General features: G+C 43.9%; 16 protein-coding genes and 2 tRNA genes. 6 read left to right on the top strand and 12 right to left on the bottom strand.

The genetic code is table 11. From position 1 onward, the window contains the following. Positions 1 to 185 precede the first annotated feature (185 nt). On the top strand, positions 186 to 1,409 hold the full coding sequence (locus MUY27_RS15910; protein ID WP_245131600.1) for a thioredoxin family protein: 1,224 nt from the start codon (positions 186 to 188) through the stop codon (positions 1,407 to 1,409). Positions 1,410 to 1,817: 408 nt separating this feature from the next. Here the strand turns inward: MUY27_RS15910 and MUY27_RS15905 are convergent, their stop codons facing one another. From MUY27_RS15905 to MUY27_RS15885, 6 genes are all read right to left on the bottom strand, one after another. Continuing rightward, the gene (locus MUY27_RS15905; RefSeq protein ID WP_245131597.1) at positions 1,818 to 2,933 is read right to left on the bottom strand and encodes a S41 family peptidase; all 1,116 of its coding nucleotides are present in this window, start codon (positions 2,931 to 2,933) and stop codon (positions 1,818 to 1,820) included. Between the two features lie 72 nt (positions 2,934 to 3,005). Then, positions 3,006 to 3,197 (bottom strand): GIY-YIG nuclease family protein, encoded by a 192-nt coding sequence (locus MUY27_RS20720; RefSeq protein WP_420846908.1) that lies wholly within the window; start codon positions 3,195 to 3,197, stop codon positions 3,006 to 3,008. 70 nt (positions 3,198 to 3,267) lie between these two features. Continuing rightward, positions 3,268 to 3,531 (bottom strand): GIY-YIG nuclease family protein, encoded by a 264-nt coding sequence (locus tag MUY27_RS15900; RefSeq protein WP_245131595.1) that lies wholly within the window; start codon positions 3,529 to 3,531, stop codon positions 3,268 to 3,270. Positions 3,532 to 3,562: 31 nt separating this feature from the next. Beyond that, positions 3,563 to 3,648: transfer RNA gene (locus MUY27_RS15895), tRNA-Leu, on the bottom strand. A 175-nt stretch (positions 3,649 to 3,823) separates the two neighbouring features. Beyond that, positions 3,824 to 3,896, bottom strand: a tRNA-Gly gene (locus MUY27_RS15890). A 105-nt stretch (positions 3,897 to 4,001) separates the two neighbouring features. Beyond that, positions 4,002 to 4,487, bottom strand: coding sequence for a regulatory protein RecX (locus MUY27_RS15885; protein ID WP_245131592.1), 486 nt, complete (start codon positions 4,485 to 4,487; stop codon positions 4,002 to 4,004). Between the two features lie 58 nt (positions 4,488 to 4,545). On the opposite strand from MUY27_RS15885, the gene MUY27_RS15880 reads away from it, so the two are divergent. Continuing rightward, positions 4,546 to 7,008 carry a bifunctional UDP-N-acetylmuramoyl-tripeptide:D-alanyl-D-alanine ligase/alanine racemase gene (locus MUY27_RS15880; protein WP_245131589.1) on the top strand — a complete coding sequence of 821 codons (2,463 nt, stop codon included), beginning with the start codon at positions 4,546 to 4,548 and terminating at the stop codon, positions 7,006 to 7,008. A 15-nt stretch (positions 7,009 to 7,023) separates the two neighbouring features. Next, the gene (locus MUY27_RS15875; protein WP_245131588.1) at positions 7,024 to 7,626 is read left to right on the top strand and encodes a DUF502 domain-containing protein; all 603 of its coding nucleotides are present in this window, start codon (positions 7,024 to 7,026) and stop codon (positions 7,624 to 7,626) included. A 118-nt stretch (positions 7,627 to 7,744) separates the two neighbouring features. Here MUY27_RS15875 and ctlX read toward each other — a convergent pair whose 3' ends face one another. Both ctlX and MUY27_RS15865 read right to left on the bottom strand, forming a co-directional pair. Continuing rightward, positions 7,745 to 8,653, bottom strand: coding sequence for a citrulline utilization hydrolase CtlX (ctlX, locus tag MUY27_RS15870; RefSeq protein WP_245131587.1), 909 nt, complete (start codon positions 8,651 to 8,653; stop codon positions 7,745 to 7,747). A 69-nt stretch (positions 8,654 to 8,722) separates the two neighbouring features. Further along, positions 8,723 to 10,168 carry an arginine deiminase family protein gene (locus tag MUY27_RS15865; RefSeq protein ID WP_245131586.1) on the bottom strand — a complete coding sequence of 482 codons (1,446 nt, stop codon included), beginning with the start codon at positions 10,166 to 10,168 and terminating at the stop codon, positions 8,723 to 8,725. Between the two features lie 85 nt (positions 10,169 to 10,253). Here MUY27_RS15865 and argS point away from each other — a divergent pair, with 85 nt between their 5' ends. Continuing rightward, the gene (gene argS, locus MUY27_RS15860) at positions 10,254 to 12,020 is read left to right on the top strand and encodes an arginine--tRNA ligase (protein WP_245131585.1); all 1,767 of its coding nucleotides are present in this window, start codon (positions 10,254 to 10,256) and stop codon (positions 12,018 to 12,020) included. A 92-nt stretch (positions 12,021 to 12,112) separates the two neighbouring features. On the opposite strand, the gene MUY27_RS15855 is transcribed toward argS, so the two are convergent. The 4 genes from MUY27_RS15855 to MUY27_RS15840 are packed head-to-tail and all read right to left on the bottom strand — an operon-like array spanning position 12,113 to position 15,138. Continuing rightward, complete coding sequence (locus MUY27_RS15855) at positions 12,113 to 12,403, bottom strand: hypothetical protein (protein ID WP_245131584.1); 291 nt, start codon at positions 12,401 to 12,403, stop codon at positions 12,113 to 12,115. A 47-nt stretch (positions 12,404 to 12,450) separates the two neighbouring features. Beyond that, a complete protein-coding gene (locus tag MUY27_RS15850; protein ID WP_245131583.1) occupies positions 12,451 to 13,338 on the bottom strand; it encodes a 3-hydroxybutyryl-CoA dehydrogenase in 888 nt (295 codons plus the stop codon). 44 nt (positions 13,339 to 13,382) lie between these two features. Next, entirely contained in the window at positions 13,383 to 14,000 is a 618-nt protein-coding gene (gene bioD, locus MUY27_RS15845) for a dethiobiotin synthase (RefSeq protein ID WP_245131582.1), read from the bottom strand. Further along, positions 13,993 to 15,138 (bottom strand): aminotransferase class I/II-fold pyridoxal phosphate-dependent enzyme, encoded by a 1,146-nt coding sequence (locus MUY27_RS15840; RefSeq protein ID WP_245131580.1) that lies wholly within the window; start codon positions 15,136 to 15,138, stop codon positions 13,993 to 13,995. Before MUY27_RS15840 ends, bioD begins: the two co-directional genes overlap by 8 nt. 170 nt (positions 15,139 to 15,308) lie before the next feature. Here MUY27_RS15840 and rpsO point away from each other — a divergent pair, with 170 nt between their 5' ends. Both rpsO and pnp read left to right on the top strand, forming a co-directional pair. Then, the gene (rpsO, locus tag MUY27_RS15835; protein WP_245131577.1) at positions 15,309 to 15,587 is read left to right on the top strand and encodes a 30S ribosomal protein S15; all 279 of its coding nucleotides are present in this window, start codon (positions 15,309 to 15,311) and stop codon (positions 15,585 to 15,587) included. A 128-nt stretch (positions 15,588 to 15,715) separates the two neighbouring features. Beyond that, positions 15,716 to 17,890, top strand: a complete 2,175-nt coding sequence (gene pnp / locus MUY27_RS15830; RefSeq protein WP_245131574.1) for a polyribonucleotide nucleotidyltransferase — start codon at positions 15,716 to 15,718, stop codon at positions 17,888 to 17,890. Positions 17,891 to 18,038: the final 148 nt, after the last annotated feature.

Raw genomic sequence — 18,038 nt, 5'->3', positions numbered from 1 at the left:
TTAGGTTAAAGGACATAAACTAATAAAAGCCGCAGTTGCGGCGCCAAAATTTCCAATCATTTTAGCTTCTAAGGTATGAAATGGCAATTACGACTGGATTTGCGCTAATATAGCGTTATTGTTAAATATAATTTGATAACTTATATCCGAAGATTCGGTTTGTCAAAACACATCATAACTAAATTATGAATAGACTTATTGTTTGCTGCATGCTCATTGCTGGCCTTTCCGCCTGCGCATTTGCTCAGACCGCAGCGCAAGGGATCGATTTTTTTAAGGGCAGTTGGGATGAGGTGCTTGCTGAGGCGAAGGCAAAGAAGTTGCCAGTATTCGTGGATGTTTATACCGATTGGTGCGGTCCATGTAAACGCATGGAACAGGAAGTTTTTATTCAACAAGGAGTTGGGACATTCTACAATAGATATTATATATCCTATCGTCTTAACGCTGAAAAAGGAGAGGGGCCTGCGCTTGCAAAACAGTATGGCGTGAAAGCTTACCCAACCTGGCTTTTTTTAAATGCAGACGGCACAATTCGCAGCCGGAACACTGATTTTATGGAGGCTTCCCAATTCATTGAGATTGGAAAAGCCGCTTTGGAGAAAAGTGATGCGTCTGTCAAGCTCAGCGTTATGGAAACCCGCTTCCTTAAGGGCGAACGTCAAAAAGCCTTTTTAAAAGAGTATCTTGAGTTACGTACAAAATTCCAACTGGATAATGCGGACGTGCTGAAAGCCTACACAGTTTCGCTTAAAAAGAAGGATATTGATAGCGCTGAAGTCCGATTTTTACTGGATAACTCTGGCCGTACCTGGTCGGAAGCTATGCCGTTGATAGCAAACCATCTGTCCATATTTACCTCCGCAAAGCGTGACATAGCCGCCAACGAATTCTTCGACCAGCATTTGTACTTTGCTTGGGGAGATGCCGTGAAAAATGGCGACACAAAGACCGCCGTAAAAGCAATGGCTGTTGCAGAAAAGATCTACCCGCTATTGAATAAAGCGAAACAGCTAAGCTATGATCGTACTGCGCTTTATCATTGTCGCAAACTGGGGCTAAAAGATGGTTTAAAGAAAGCAGGATACAGGCTGGCTGCTACCCAGATGGTGATAGATACGAATTTCGCCCGGCAACAGGACAAGCTTATGTTCGAACAGGTGATGGAACCTTTCCTCAGTGGTAAGCAGGACAGCACCAGAATACCGGGATTCGCTGAAGAGAAAAAAATGGCGGCCAGGCAATATTCGGGAAATGCAGCCAGTATCCTTTACGAGACGGCGCTTGCTTTTGTCGATTTACTGCCGCCGAATGACCCGGCGCTGCGCGATGCCGCAAAATGGGCCTCGCGGGCGGATCAACTGGCATCAAATCAATATACCAAAAAATTACTAAGTAGGTTTAAATGACGGTTCAATCAGAAAAGTTGGGGCGCCGTCGGAAAAGTGTGCGGAGCCGGATGGCAAGGCTATAAAAACAACCGCGGAAATCGGGGTACAAAATATATAGTTTTCAGATTATTTTTCGAACATATAGCGCTTCTCGGGCATTTAAACCCATCAAATATCGCGGATGGCGGGAAGTTTATCCAAATATGTTCAATAGAAATTATAAATCCACCAAGAAAGTATAGGCGAGCAACAAATGCCCTGGCATGGTCGGTATAAACCCGGAGACGAGTTGATCACCTGGGCTACGAACAGAACATGCAGGATGAACGGTACTAGTCCAGCTTAGCGCACAAAACAATTGGCAATCAGCAAACGCAGCTAAAAAGCATAACATAGCGCCCTGCTAAAGGTACATTATAAGTTAAACTAATGTTTCCCGTTGAGCCATTTTTGGATGGTCTTGTAGGCATCTTCATTGGATGTTAATCTGACATCCGGTGCAAAACCAACATTGTCAAGTGGTTGTTCAGGAAGTCTTGTGGACCGTTGTACCGGCACGATCAATTGAAGATCTGGAAATGCGGGTACGTCTAACCAAAGCACTTCGGTATAATCAATGGCTCCTCCTGTATTATCACCAAACACGGTTACACGTTTACTTTGCCGGGCGATAGCTACTAAATTCTCGGCCGCACTCATCGTTCCCCGATTGGTTATTATGGCCACACGCAAGGGGTAGTTAGAGTTATTCTGCGTTTTAATGGTGTCAATCCGCTTCCCTGATAGACTGACGAACTTACCCTTGTTAACTTTCATTATTTCTACTGCCCTTGCAAAATAATCCCTTGTTGCTTGATTCAGTTGAGCATTGTCCCGACTGCTTTCGTAAAGTTCAATTGCATCATCCGAAGCCAGGATTTCATAATAATGAACCAGATAGGGATTTTTATTAATATAAGGAAGTAAGTTGCTGTATGTGTAATCGTATCCACCGTCGTTGTCACGCAAATCGATTACGAGGTTCGGTATTTTTGCCAACCGGCTCTTATAGGCATTAAGAATACTATCGATTATGGGTTTTTGCTCGCTTTGAAAGGAGGGTAGACATAAGAGAAGCGTTTTTTCATCAAGCGTCAGCATAGTGGTTTTAGTGTTGACCCTCGGAGTAGAGGTGTCACTGATTTTCAACTGCCGCTTTAAAGCAAGCATACGCTCGGGGTATTTATCTCTGTATTGCCACTTATATTGTGTACGAAGATGCAAATCTTTAAAAAAGCCGGTTAATCGCTTGGTCAACAGGTAACAACTGTCAATGTTATCTGTGCGCTTTGCTTTTAGAGATACCGAATCTAATATTCTGTTATATAATGGGCGGTTTCCTGTATTTACTTTTGTAGTAAAGCCACTGTAGTCCTTCGAAATTTTGTCTGCTAAAAAGCTGATAATTTCGCTGCAATTACATTTTTCAGCTTCTTGGGCAACTACATTTAAGCTTATAACAAGCATAAATAGTAGGCAAATAACCTGTTTTATTAGTTTCATTATGATGATCGATGTGTCTGTAAGACGTGATAGCGTCACCAAACGTTGCACAAGGCTGAGAAATATATCATCTTAATAAGCTACGACAGTAAAGAAAATATCAGGAATTGAAAACGCCAGGCGTGTATTTGCCTCCAATAGTTTTATTATATGGTACCAAAAACCGTTATTGTGACGATTTAAACGTTCATCAAGATTTGCAGTATGCCCAACATAAAAGCGACTGTTTTTTTGTGATTGAAGGATGTAGGTATAAAAAGGCATAAAACAACAAAAGCCGCAATTTGCGGCTTTGTACCTGGGGCGGGAATCGAACCCGCACGATCTTTAAGGATCATCCCGATGTAAATCGGGACGTGTCTATCAGCTTCTTAATAAATATCCGACTTTTCATTGATTTGATATAAATTTCCCGCTGGTTAGCTTCTAGTTTCGTACTGTATTCTTCAGTGTAGACAATCATCCACGGGCCTTTTCCTTTTGTAGCTTTTACAAAACCGTTATTGTGACGATTTAAACGTTCATCAAGATTTGCAGTATGCCCAACATAAAAGTGACCGTTTTTTTGTGATTGAAGGATGTAGGTATAAAAAGGCATAAAACAACAAAAGCCGCAATTTGCGGCTTTGTACCTGGGGCGGGAATCGAACCCGCACGATCTTTAAGGATCACAGGATTTTAAGTCCTGCGTGTCTACCAGTTCCACCACCCAGGCAGGTGATAATTTTAAAGTGCTTTATCCCGCACTTTCTTTTAGGATCATCCCGATTTAAATCGGGACGTGTCTATTACCCCGATAATCGGGGCCGAGCAGGTGATTCAAATTACTAAACCAAATTAGTAATTTACCTTTTAAAAACAAATCCCTCTTTTTTCGAGAGGGATTCGAGAGCGAAAGACGAGATTCGAACTCGCGACCCCAACCTTGGCAAGGTTGTGCTCTACCAACTGAGCTACTTTCGCTTTTGTTTGACCCTTGCCTTAGCAGGTGTCTTCCGTTTTGGTGATGCAAATATAGGGAGAAACTGGCTTTCTGCAAGAGCTAATATTAAATTTTTTTAAACTTTTTTATAAGTCGTTGGTTTTCAAAACATCTAAAATTAAGTCCATCTCAAAACCCCGTGATAAAGCATACTGTTTAAGCTTATAATGGCGTTTAAAGGCATCTTTTTCGGTAACCAACCGTCGTTTTTTTTCTAAAATCTTCTTCAGCACTGCTAAATAATCATCAAGGTCTAGTGAAAGCAGCGCTTTTTTTATCAGCGGATCTGACACTCTTTTCAGTTTCAGGCCCTGCTTTATTTTTATTTTACCCCAGCCTTTCTGGTTTAGCTTCCCCTGTGCGTATGCTTTGGCAAAACGTTCCTCATTTAAAAAGTTAGTTGCAATTAATTGGGATATAATTTGTTCTATATCCTGGGGGTACAGCCCCCATTCATATAACTTGTCGCGCACTTCTTGTTGCGAACGTTCCTGGTAAGCGCAGTAATGTTCGGCTTTAGCGAGCCCTGTTTTCGGATCGGTAATTTTTTTTCTTGCTTTGGGTTCGTCCATCAAAACTAAAGTAAGCGTAAATTCGTCTATTTGGCATAAATATCCTCAAATTAGCAGTATGCTCAGCAGTTTGTATTCTATTAAAGAAGTACGCCAGATCATCAATGGACAAGGACCAATAGTCAGGGAAGCTACCGTAAGCGTATTGCTAACGGACAGCCGCCGGGTAATAAACCCGGCTGAAGGTTTGTTCTTTGCGTTAAGGGGAAGAAGAGACGGGCACGATTTCATCCGCGAAGCCTATAATGCCGGTGTCCGTAGTTTTGTAGTGGAGCATGAGCAGGACGACCGGCTTTCTGGTGCCAACTTTCTTAAAGTAGAAGATGCGCTGCAGGCTTTACATACGCTTGCCGCTTATCACCGTAAACGGTTTGATTTGCAGGTGATCGGTATTACCGGCAGCAACGGCAAAACCATCGTAAAAGAATGGCTTTACCAATTGCTGGCTGCAGACAAAAATATTGTGCGTAACCCCAAAAGCTACAATTCGCAGGTAGGGGTGCCGCTTTCCGTATGGCAGATCACTAAAGATAACGACCTCGGTATTTTTGAAGCCGGTATTTCTACCGTTGGTGAAATGGACGCGCTCGAGAACATGATCAAACCTTCTATAGGGATATTTACCCACCTCGGCACTGCGCATGATGAAGGTTTTGCCAATCGGCGCGAAAAGGTGCTGGAAAAGTTCAAGCTGTTTAAGCATGCGGGGCTGATGATCTATAACTATGATCAATTGCTCGATTATAAAAAAGATCTTCCCACACCTAAACAGTTTACCTGGAGCCGTAAATCACGCGAGGCTGATCTGTATGTATTCAGCGAAACGGTGATCGCCAAAAAATATTATATGCGGGCCAGGTACCAAGGGAAGGAGATAGAAGCGCTGATCCCTTTTCTGGATGAAGCTTCTGTTGAAAATGCTATTACCTGCTGGGCCACTATGTTGGTGCTTGGTTACGAAGCCGCAGAGATAGATAAACGGCTCGAGCATCTTTCAGCGGTGAGTATGCGCCTTGAGCTGAAGAACGGCATTAATGATTGTACCATCATTGATGATTCGTACAACTCTGACATCAATTCGCTGGAGATTGCGCTGAACTACCTGAACCAGCAGAAACAGCACCAAACCAAAACACTGATCCTTTCAGATATCTACCAATCCGGCTTAAAGCAGGAAGATCTGTACCGCCAGGTGGCCGATATGGTGAAGGATAAAAAGATCGACAAGTTTATTGGGGTAGGTGAAGCCATATCTAAATACCAGGACTATTTCGATATCCTGAAAAAGCATTTTTATCCCGATACCCAAACGTTATTAAAGCGTTTAAGTGATCTGGAGTTTAGCGGGGAGACGATCTTGATCAAAGGTTCGCGGAGCTTCGAATTTGAGCGCATTAGCAGGGCCTTATCGCAAAAGGCACATGGCACGCAGATGGAAGTGAACCTGAATGCCATGATCAATAACCTGAACTTTTACCGTTCAAAACTATACCCGAACGTGAAAATGATGGTTATGGTTAAGGCATCGTCTTACGGTAGCGGCACCTTCGAGATTGCTAACGTGCTGCAATATGCCAAGGTAGATTACCTGGCCGTGGCTTACATAGACGAGGGCGTTGCCCTGCGTGAAAGCGGCATTACCCTGCCAATCATGGTGCTTAACCCCGAGGCTGCTGCATTTGATAAAATGGTGGAGCATAACCTGGAGCCCGAGATCTATAGCTTTAATATGCTGGACGATTTTGTGCGCTTTGCCTATCAGCAGGATATCTCGCATTACCCGGTACACCTGAAGATTGATACCGGGATGCACCGCCTGGGTTTTGAAGACCATGAGATTGATACCTTGTGCGATTTCCTGGAAGATATTCGCTATATCCGCGTGAAGTCAGTTTTCTCGCACCTGGTAGCTTCTGATGCGCCGGAGCACGATGCATTTACGCTTAAACAAATGAAGCGTTATGAAAAGGCATATCTTAAAATAGAACAAGCATTAGGCTATAAGTTTATCCGCCACATTTGTAATACGTCGGCGATTATCCGCTGGCCCATGGCGCAGTATGATATGGTAAGGTTGGGTATCGGGCTTTACGGTGTAGACGCCGCGATGCCAAGTCATCTGAACGGGCTGCAGCAGGTGGCTACTTTAAAGACCAGTATCTCGCAGATCAAGCGTCTGCCTGCGGGGGAGACCATCGGTTACAGTCGTTTAGGCAAGCTGAATAAAGATGGTAAGATTGCCACTGTGCGCATTGGTTATGCCGACGGCTACTTACGTGCGTTTGGTAATGGGGTAGGTAAAATGCTGGTGAAGAATACATTGGTGCCTACCGTAGGCAATATCGCGATGGACATGTGCATGATCGACGTGAGCGATGTGGATGTGAAAGAAGGTGACGAAGTAATCGTCTTCAATGAAAAGCACGGGATAGATGTGTTGGCTAAACAAATTGGCACCATTCCTTACGAAATACTAACAAATATTTCGCAGCGGGTAAAAAGAGTGTACTTTTACGAGTAAATTCTTTTCCTCGTTATGAATAAATTTGCCGGTGCTATACTTCGCTATTTTGCCAAAGGGCTGTTAGTGGTGGTACCTCTTGGCGCTGCATTATTCCTGATTATCTGGGCCGTACTGAGTATTGACAAAGCCCTGAACCTGAGCGATATTTTATGGGTTAGCCCTAAAACAGGTAAGCCGGTTTACATCCCTGGAATGGGTATCCTAAGTGTATTGGTGGTAATTTTACTCGCCGGTGTGCTGGTAACTACTGTAGTGACTGACCCCATCAAAAATTGGTTTAACCGCTGGCTGAACCGGTTGCCACTGTTCAAGTTTCTGTACTCATCCATTAAAGATTTAACAGAAGCATTTGTAGGGGAAGAAAAGAAATTCAGCGAACCGGTTTTGGTAACCATTAATGAAATGGGGGTGAAACGTATCGGTTTTCTTACCCAGAAAGACCTGACCTCGCTTGGGTTAGCTGATGACGTTGCCGTTTATTTTCCCTGGTCGTATTCCTTTGCGGGTGAAGTGATGATTGTCCCTGCGGATAAAGTAAAAGTACTGGATAAGAGCGCCGCCCAAATGATGAAGTTTGTAATCTCTGGCGGTGTAAGCGGCTTGGAAGAAAAATAGGTGCGTAAGCAGACTTTGGACTTAATGACGAAAGACTATAGACAAAAGAATATCATCTAATTAGTTTGTGGTTCGGTCTTTATCTTTCAACCGTCCTTAATCCTTTATCTCATTGTCTTTAGTCTACCAAAGGTAACGCTACTTCAGCTAGCATACATCTGGCGCTGCCACCGCCGATGGTTTCTATGGTGGTCAGATCCGAATAGATTAGTCTGGCATATTTGCTCAATTTCTCGATCTGCTCTTGATGCAGCGATTCATAGGCTTGTTTAGACATCACCAAAAGTTTTTCGCCCTGTTTGTTTTCTACTTCCAGCATGTTGCCTGCAAAGCGGTTCATCTGTTCGAAGGTGATGGCAACTACTTCCTTGCCGGTTATCGCAAAAGAATTTAATAGCTCTTGTTTTTCTGTTTCGTCGGCAATGGCATCCAGGCAGATGACTACAAATTGGCTGCCCATGCACATCAAAACGTTAGTGTGATAGATGGGGGTAGCATTCTGGTCGATGGCTTTAAAGGTAATGATCCGGTAACCTTCAGATTCGGCAAAGGTGTACAGCACTTCTGCATCTGTACGCGGTGAAATACAGGCATAAGCTATTTTATTTACCCTGTCTAACACCATGCTGCCCGTGCCTTCTAAAAACTTTTGCTGTAGTTCAAACCGGCTCAGATCGATCATGTGCTTCACCCGAAACTGATCTTCCAGCTTACGGATCACATCCTCCCGTCGCTCCAGGCGGCGGTTTTCTGCCTGCATAGGGTAGAGGTAAACGTTACCACTCTCGTGAAATGAAACCCAGTTGTTGGGAAATATCGCATCAGGTTTCCTTGGTTCAGCCGTGTCATCAATTACCACAACATCAACGTTATTATTTCTGAGTACAGTGGCATAGTTGTCAAACTCTTTGAGCGCGTTTGCCTGCACATCGCTGGTTGTAGCATGGCTTTGCTGTTGAAAAGCGTTGCTTTCAGCGGTCTGTTCGTTATACCCGAAATTTGCCGGGCGGATCATTAATATGGTCATAAAATTGTTTCATTTGTCATTAGTCAATTGAACTGATTCATGCTTAATGAACCGGTGGACTAATGAACGTTAACTGATCTCTTCCCTTAAAACCGGCAGGCTCATACAATGGAAACCACCGCGGGCACGTGAAAGTTCTGATGAAGGCATTAATATGATTGTATCTGTTAAGCTTTCCACCGTCACCGTGCCACTCTCCAATTGTTGTAACAGATCTGCAACTTTAATAACGTTAAACCCACTTTGTTTAAAGGCTTCCAGGGTTTTATCGTTACGGTCATAGCCTAAAACTACACCTTCTTTTAACGCCAGCAGGTTGCAGGAATCTGTCCACTGTTCGCGGGCATCAAATGGAAACGTATTATTACCAGAATAAATAAACTTGGTCGGTTCTGTGCTGCCCAAATCGTTACGGCTGATATCGTCCAGTAATTCTTCCAGGTTTTTAAACCGGCGCGGCTGCTTCTGGTCGGCATAAAACTGAATGATCTCCGGCTGGTCTTTCAGACGGTTATCTACAAACCACGAGATTGGTTCAATTTCTTTTACCGCTGCTTTAGTAATCGCCAAAGAACCTAAAAGCACCCATACATTCCGTTTTACCTGGGTAAAGATGGTGTCGATGTGCATGTAGTCGCGCTTATGCGGAATTTTAACTACCGTTACCTTTTTCACCACCTTATTGGCAAATAACAGCTTGATTGCTTCATTAGCGCCACTGGCAGAGGTGCGTTCGCTACAGCCGATAATTACATGATCAGCACTGATCACCATAACGTCACCGCCTTCTAACGTGGTACGCTCGGTCTGGTCTTCGCCGGGCCGAAGGAAGTGCTGTTCAGTTTCCGGTAATTCGATAATATTATCCTTGTAATCTTTAAACAAAGGATGGTTAAAGAAAATATAACGCGCCAACAAGGTTTCGCGTTGACGTGCCTTTTTGGCCGGTTTATTGATCAGGATGTGTTTGTTGATGACGATGCCGATATCCCGCGAAAAGATCAGGTTGGGGATGGGGGCGAAGATCATCTTTTCGTTATCAATCGACCCGGAGATAAAGATCTTTGCCAGTTCGTGCGGGTCCATCCCCAGCAAACGCTGCTGCAAGCGATAGTCGCAGTTTTCAATCGCGCAGACTGAAGAAACCAGTTTCAGCCTAATCTCTGCATCAGCCAAAATATCGCTCAGCAGGCATTGCAGCTCCACTACTTTGTTCGAACTGTGAAAATCCGGATGATCGGGTTTATAAAATGCCCTTTGATTTTCAGGTGCATCAATTTCAGCCAAACGGCCTTTTATCTTGTCCTGGTCCAGGAAATACATCAGCAGTTTTACGTAGTAGTCATACTCACCCGCGCGCATAGTGTCCAGGTGTACAATATCCTCATACAGCCAGTCCTGCGCTTTTGAGGGTACAACTTTACCCAATCCGCTATCCGGGCTATGGATCAATAAGGCCTTTAACCGGCCAATTTCAGACGCTACGCCTATCTTAAATTCCTTGTTTTTTATCATAAATGACTTCACACAAATCTATATAGTTTTTTACTGCTTAATAATATCTTGAGGCGTATGGCTGTAATTTTATTAATTTTGACCGATGGATTTTATTATCGATGCAGCCCTAAAAGCTGTTAAAGCCTTATATGATACAGATTTGTCGTCCTCGGATATTAACCTGCAGGAGACACGAAAAGAATTTGAAGGACAGGTAACTATAGTAACCTTTCCGATCACCCGTTATTCAAAAAAGTCACCTGAGCAGACAGGAAATGATATCGGCGAGTTCTTACAGAAAGAATTACCAGAAGTAGCTGCCTTTAACGTAATTAAGGGTTTCTTGAATATTTCTCTGGCTGATAACTATTGGCTGGACAAACTGAACAACCAGATTTTAACCGCGGATTTTGGTACGGTTGCACCAAACGGTAAAAAGGTAATGGTGGAATATTCTTCGCCTAATACCAATAAACCTTTGCATTTGGGGCACGTTCGTAATAATTTGTTAGGTTATTCTGTAGCCCAAATCTTAGGCGCAGCAGGATATGAGGTGATAAAAGCTAACCTTGTGAATGACAGGGGTATACATATCTGTAAATCCATGCTGGCCTGGCAGCAATTTGGTAATGGCGAAACGCCGGAATCTTCTGGTTTGAAGGGTGACCACCTGGTAGGAAAATATTATGTTATCTTCGATAAGGAATACAAAAAACAGATAGATGAGCTAAAGGCCCAGGGCCAAACTGAAGAGGAAGCAAAGAAGAATGCACCGCTGATTAAAGAGGCGCAGGCAATGCTGCAGCAATGGGAGGCGGGCGACGAGGAAGTGATCAACCTTTGGAAGACGATGAACGGCTGGGTTTACGCCGGCTTTGAAGACACTTACACTAAACTGGGTGTCAGCTTCGATAAGTTCTATTACGAATCGAATACCTATCTGTTAGGAAAAGATATTATTGAAGACGGTTTAAGTCAGGGCGTTTTCTTCAAAAAAGAAGATGGCTCGGTATGGATCGACCTTACTGCCAACGGCCTCGACCAGAAACTGGTGCTCCGTGCTGATGGTACCTCTGTTTATATTACCCAGGATTTAGGTACTGCTGAACTGAAATATAACGACTTCCACATGGATGAATCCATCTACGTGGTGGGTAACGAGCAGGATTACCATTTTAAGGTGCTCTTCCTGATCTTGCAGAAACTCGGCAAAAGTTGGGCGAAAGGTTTGTACCATCTATCTTACGGTATGGTCGACCTGCCTTCTGGTAAAATGAAATCGCGCGAAGGTACTGTTGTCGATGCGGATGATCTGATTACAGAGATGGAGCAGACTGCCAAAGTGCAAACCGAGCAGTTAGGCAAGGTGGACGATTTTAGCGAGGAGGAAAAGCAACGGCTGTACCACATGATTGGTATGGGGGCTTTGAAGTATTTCCTGCTGAAAGTGGAACCTAAAAAGCGCTTGTTGTTCGACCCGAATGAGTCGATCGACTTCCAGGGACATACCGGTCCGTTTATTCAATACACGCATGCACGTATCCGTTCTGTATTGAACAGGGCAGGAGTTGATTTTACCGAAACTCAACCGGTAGAAGAGTTATCTGCTGTGGAGCGCGATCTGATCATTGCCTTAACACAATATCCGCAAACGGTTCAGCAAGCGGCGAAAGACTATAGCCCTGCTGTTATTGCCAACTATGTTTACGAACTGGCCAAGGCTTATAATAAGTTTTACCACGAAAAATCGATCCTGCAGGCAGAGGATGAAACCCTGAAGAAATTCCGTTTACAGCTTTCGGGCGCCGCCGCAGATGCTATCAGAAAAGGAATGATTTTATTGGGTATAGAAGTACCGGAAAGAATGTAGCAAGTTAGATTCAAGAATCAAGAGACAAGAATCAAGAAACAGAATAGGCCTTGTGTTTTGCAAGGCCTATTCTGTTATCAAAAATTAGAATATTATCTCCAGTGGCCTCTTACCCAAACGTGACCTCTTGGAACCTGGCGCCAGTAGCCCGGAACGTAAGCACGACCCGGACGGGCATGCACCCAATACCCACGAACATAAACATATCTAACACCATTCCACTGCCATTCGCCGGGTATCCAGTAGGCATCGGCGTATGGAGCGGGTGCCCTTTCATAAACAGGCTCTACCGGTCTTTCACTTACGTAGTAACTGCCAGAGCAGGAAGAGAATACGGTAACGGCTAAACTTAATCCTAAAAGGATCTTACTTAATGCTTTCATAGTTGTGTTGTTTACTACTATGACGGCAGAGCGGTTCAAAAGTTTAGTCAGGAAAATTTTGGCGCTACAACCAAATCTTTGCTACCAGCAGTATAGGTGTAGAAACCCTGCCCGCTTTTCACACCCTTGTGCCCGGCGGTAACCATGTTTACCAACAATGGGCAAGGTGCATATTTAGGGTTGCCAAAGCCTTCATGCAGCACGTTCAAGATGGCAAGGCATACGTCGAGGCCGATAAAATCTGCCAGTTGTAGCGGACCCATCGGGTGCGCCATTCCCAGTTTCATCACGGTATCAATTTCATAAACACCGGCAACGCCTTCATACAGGGTATAAATAGCCTCGTTGATCATGGGCATTAGAATCCGGTTAGCTACGAAGCCGGGGTAATCATTTACTTCTACCGGAACCTTTTCTATCTTTTCAGATAGTCTCATAATCGTGTCGGTTACGGCATCGCTGGTGGCATATCCGCGGATCACTTCCACCAGTTTCATCACCGGTACTGGGTTCATAAAATGCATACCGATCACCTGCTCCGGCCGTGTAGTTGCCGCAGCGATCCGCGTGATAGAAATAGACGAGGTATTGCTGGCCAGGATAGCTTCCGGTTTGCAAAGTTCACTCAACTGTTTAAAAAGGTTCAGTTTAATCTCGGTATTTTCCGTCGCAGCTTCAATCACCAGGTCGGCCTCTTGAACGGCTTCGGCAAGGTTGGTGGTAGTGAAGATATGATCCAGTGCTGATTTTTTCGCCGCTTCGTCTATTGTGCCTTTTTTTATCTGCCGGTCAAAGTTGCCCTCAATGGTTTTAAGCGCTTTTTGTAAAGCCTCTTCACTGATATCGGTCAGGGTGACGCGGTAGCCGTATTGTGCAAACACATGCGCAATGCCGTTACCCATGGTTCCCGAACCGATTACGGTTATTCTTTCCATAATATATAGGTTATGATTACAATTGGTCTTGCCAAAATAGGTGATTACAAGGTAATAAAAGCCCCGGCTTGTTTTATGGTTTCTTTGGTGATTTCCTGGAACTCCGGCACACGGCCCAATAGTTTTAAGCCTGTATAGTTTAGGATATAGCTTTCAGAAGATTCGTCGCTGTAGCCGTTAAAAATAATGCCTCTTACTGAAATCTGCTCGCTTTTTAACACCTTCCAACTTAACAGGGTGTGGTTAATGCTGCCCAGGTAGTTTCGCGAAACCAAGATCACTTCCGCATCTAATTTCTTAATCAGATCGATGATCAGGAACTCATCATTCAAAGGAACCATCAATCCACCGGCGCCTTCAATAATCAATGTGTTTTCCGTTTCTGGCAGGGTGAATTTATCCGGATCGATGGTGATCTCATCGATTTTTGCTGATTTATGTGGTGAATAGGGTTGTGTTAACCGGTAAGTTTCGGGGTGAAAAACAGTGCGGGAATTGCTAACCAGGCTTCGAACGGTTAACGAATCGCTTTGATCCAGGTCGCCTGACTGTACCGGTTTCCAATAATCGGCCTGTAGTTTTTCGGTGATGATGGCCGAAGTAACGGTTTTTCCAATCCCGGTTCCGATACCGGTAATAAATAATGGTTTGCTTTCAAGCATAAAAATCAATAATTGTTTTTGCTAACAGGTTGATTTCAGTTTCAGTATTATAAGTGTGCATGCAGATACGTAAACGCTCGGTACCTGCTGCCACAGTCGGGCTGAGTACCGGCCTTACGTCAATCCCGGCCTGGTTAAGTTGCAGCGCAAGTGCTTTTGCCTTTTCGTTGTTTCCGGTAATAATACAGTTCACCGCACTTTGCCCGGGGATATTGATACCTGAATGAGCAAGCAAATCTTTTAAAAGGGCGATGTTATTATGTAACAGATCAATGTCATCGTCGGCATTTTCCAGCAATTGATAAGCGCATTTAATAGCCGCCAGTTGGTGTAAAGGAGCAGCTGTAGTATAGATAAAAGAACGCGAAAAATTGACCAGGTAATTACGGAGCACTTCGCTGCCTAATACAATTGCACCGTGGCAGCCCATAGCTTTTCCAAAGGTCACCACCCGCACGAAAACTTGTTCCTGTAGTTGAAGCTGATCTACCAGTCCGGTATGGAATACGCCGATAGCATGTGCTTCATCTACAATTAAAGCCGCACCGTAACGGTCGCAAATTTCAGCAATGGGTAAAAGCAGGGCAAGGTCGCCATCCATGGAGTAAACGCTCTCAACGGCTACAAATACATTGCCTTTGGCGTTTTTTAGCTTCTCTTCCAGGCTGCTTAGATCATTGTGCTTAAAGGTATACCGGTTAGCGTTGCTCAGGCGGATACCATCTATAATAGAAGCGTGGATCAGTTCGTCGGCAATTACCGTATCGCCGCGCTGGGCAATGGACGAGAATAGCCCCAGGTTGGCATCATACCCCGAGTTATATAACAACCCGGCTTCAGCATTATGTATATTCGCTATCCCGCGTTCCAGGTCTTCCGCATAGACAGAATTACCTGTAAGTAGCCGTGAACCGGTAGAGCCTGTTTGATGATGCTGATTTTCAAGTTCGCGCGTGATCAGTTCTTGTAGCCGATGGTCTTTGGAAAAACCAAGGTAATCGTTAGAAGCAAAGTCTATCAGCGTATTTCCGGGCTTTAAACTCCGCAGGTTACCTGCTTCTTCCCGCTGAAGAAGTTTTTGCTGGAGATATGTATGTACAGGATGCAACACTAAAACTTTGCCGCTAAAATAAAACATTCGGCACTAAGCTACCTCGTTACATTAAACGAAATAGCCTAAAAAGGCTGAAAAACAGGCAAATAAATAACCAATAACAATAGCTGTCAAAGTCTTTTTATTATAAAAACAAAACATTACCTTTGTGCCACAATTAACAAAGTTTTACACGCTTTAATATTATTCAAGTAATGTATTTAAGTAAAGAAGCAAAGGCAGAGATCTTTGCAAAACACGGTGGTCAGGCCACTAACACAGGTTCGGCAGAAGGTCAGATCGCATTATTCACCACCAGAATTGCGCATTTAACCGGTCACCTTAAAAAGAACAAAAAAGATTTTTCTACCCAGTTGTCACTTCAGAAACTTGTAGGTAAACGTCGTGCATTACTGGCTTACTTATACAACAAAGATATCGAAAGATATCGTGCGATCATCAAAGCGCTTGAGCTTCGTGATATCATCAAGTAAGTTTGACTTTTTTTTCTTCAAAAGCCGTCCGCATTTTCGGATGGCTTTTTTGCATTAAAAACAACATATTTACATACACAAAAATGGTGCGTTCTAAAAGATGAAAAACGCACTGCAACAACAACAAGATGAGTTATAACGCAATTAAACAATCGTTCGATTTAGGTGACGGCCGCATCGTTGAGATCGAAACCGGTAAATTGGCCAAACAGGCAGACGGTTCTGTAGTAGTGAAAATGGGTGATACCATGTTACTGGCTACTGTCGTATCTGCACCGGAAGCAAAAGAAGGGGTAGATTTTCTGCCATTATCTGTAGACTATCAGGAAAAATACGCTTCAACAGGCCGTATCCCGGGTGGCTTCTTACGCCGCGAGGCACGCTTATCAGATTATGAGATCCTGATCTCACGTCTGGTTGACCGTGCATTACGCCCGTTATTCCCTGAAGATTATCACGCAGACACCCAGGTAATGATCTCCCTGATATCTGCTGATAAAAACATTATGCCCGATGCCTTGGCTGGTTTAGCAGCATCTGCGGCTTTAGCGGTTTCTGACATTCCTTTCAACGGGCCTATTTCAGAAGTACGCGTAGCAAAAATCGATGGTAAACTGGTAATCAATCCGTTACTGAGCGATCTGGAACGTGCCACTTTAGAATTTATCGTAGCAGGTTCTGAACACGACATCAACATGGTTGAAGGCGAGTGTAAAGAGATCCAGGAAGAAGAAATGCTGGAAGCACTGAAGTTTGCGCATGATGCGATCAAAGTTCAGGTGGCTGCACAGAAAGAGCTTGCTGCAAAAGTAGAGAAAGCAAAAACCAAACGTGTTTACAATCACGAGCATAGCAACGAAGATCTGAAACAACGCGTTTACGCAGAAACCTACGACAAAGTGTACGAGATAGCAAAATCTGCATCTGCGAAACACGATCGTTCTGCAAAATTCAAAGAAATACAGGAAGTATTAATTGCTGGTTTAGGTGAAGATGTTGATGACATCACCAAATTCCTGGCAAAGAAATATTTCCATGATGTGCAGTATGATGCTGTACGTAACCTGGTATTAGATGAAGGCAAGCGTTTAGATGGTCGTCAGACTACACAGATCCGCCCAATCTGGAGCGAGATCAGCTACCTGCCGTCTGCACACGGTTCTGCGGTATTTACCCGCGGCGAAACCCAGTCTTTAACCACCGTTACTTTAGGTGCTAAAGATGATGAGCAAATGATCGACGGTGCATTCATCAACGGCTACCAGAAATTTATCCTGCACTATAACTTCCCTGGTTTCTCAACCGGCGAGGTTCGTCCTAACCGCGGCCCTGGCCGTCGCGAAGTTGGTCACGGTAACCTGGCTATGCGTTCATTAAAGCAAGTGTTACCGGCAGAGGATGAAAATCCGTATACTATCCGTGTAGTATCAGATATCCTGGAATCAAACGGTTCTTCTTCTATGGCTACCGTTTGTGCAGGTACATTAGCGTTAATGGATGCCGGTGTTAAAATTAAAGCCCCGGTTTCTGGTATCGCAATGGGTTTAATCAGCGATGAGAAAACCGGCAAATATGCTATCCTTTCTGATATCCTTGGCGACGAAGACCATTTAGGTGATATGGACTTTAAGGTAACCGGTACCGAAAACGGTATTGTTGCTTGTCAAATGGACTTGAAGATCAATGGCTTATCATACGAGGTTTTAGCTAAAGCTTTAGATCAGGCAAAAGCTGGTCGTCTGCACATTTTGAACGAAATGAAGAAGACTATCACCGAGCCTCGTGAGGATTACAAGCCATTCGCTCCGCGTATCGTTGCGATCAAGATCGATAAAGAATACATCGGTGCGGTTATCGGTCCCGGTGGTAAAATCATCCAGGAGATGCAACGCGAAACTGGTGCTACAATCAATATCGAAGAAAAAGACAACCAAGGTATCGTTCAGATTTTTGCTGATAACAAAGCAGCTATTGATGCTGCTGTAGCGCGTATCCGTGCGATTGCCGCTAAACCAGAGATCGGTGAGATCTACGAAGGTAAAGTAAAATCAATTATGCCGTTTGGTGCATTTGTTGAAATACTTCCTGGTAAAGATGGTCTGTTACACATTTCAGAAATTGACCACCGCCGTATAGAGAAAATGGATGGCATCTTTGAAGTTGGTGAGATGGTGAAAGTAAAACTGATTGACGTGGATAAACAAGGTAAATTAAAACTGTCACGTAAAGTTTTATTACCTAAGCCGCCAAAACCTGAAGGCCAGAAACCAGCAGGCGAAGCAGCGCCAGAACAACAAGCATAAGTTTAACCAACTATAGCATGAAGGCTTCCTGAAAAGGAGGCCTTTTTTGTGCCCGGACATTTCCTTTTGTAAAAAAAGCGATGCTTTTAAACTTGGTTCGCGCAGGCTAAAAATTCTTGTTAAATTCACGGGCTAACTAAATTAAATA

Origin of the sequence: Mucilaginibacter straminoryzae, assembly GCF_022953055.1 — a bacterium.
In the GTDB taxonomy this organism is placed as follows: Bacteria; Bacteroidota; Bacteroidia; order Sphingobacteriales; family Sphingobacteriaceae; genus Mucilaginibacter; species Mucilaginibacter straminoryzae.
The sequence above is the reverse complement of the archived record's forward strand: the minus strand, read 5'-3'. Positions and strand labels throughout refer to the sequence as shown.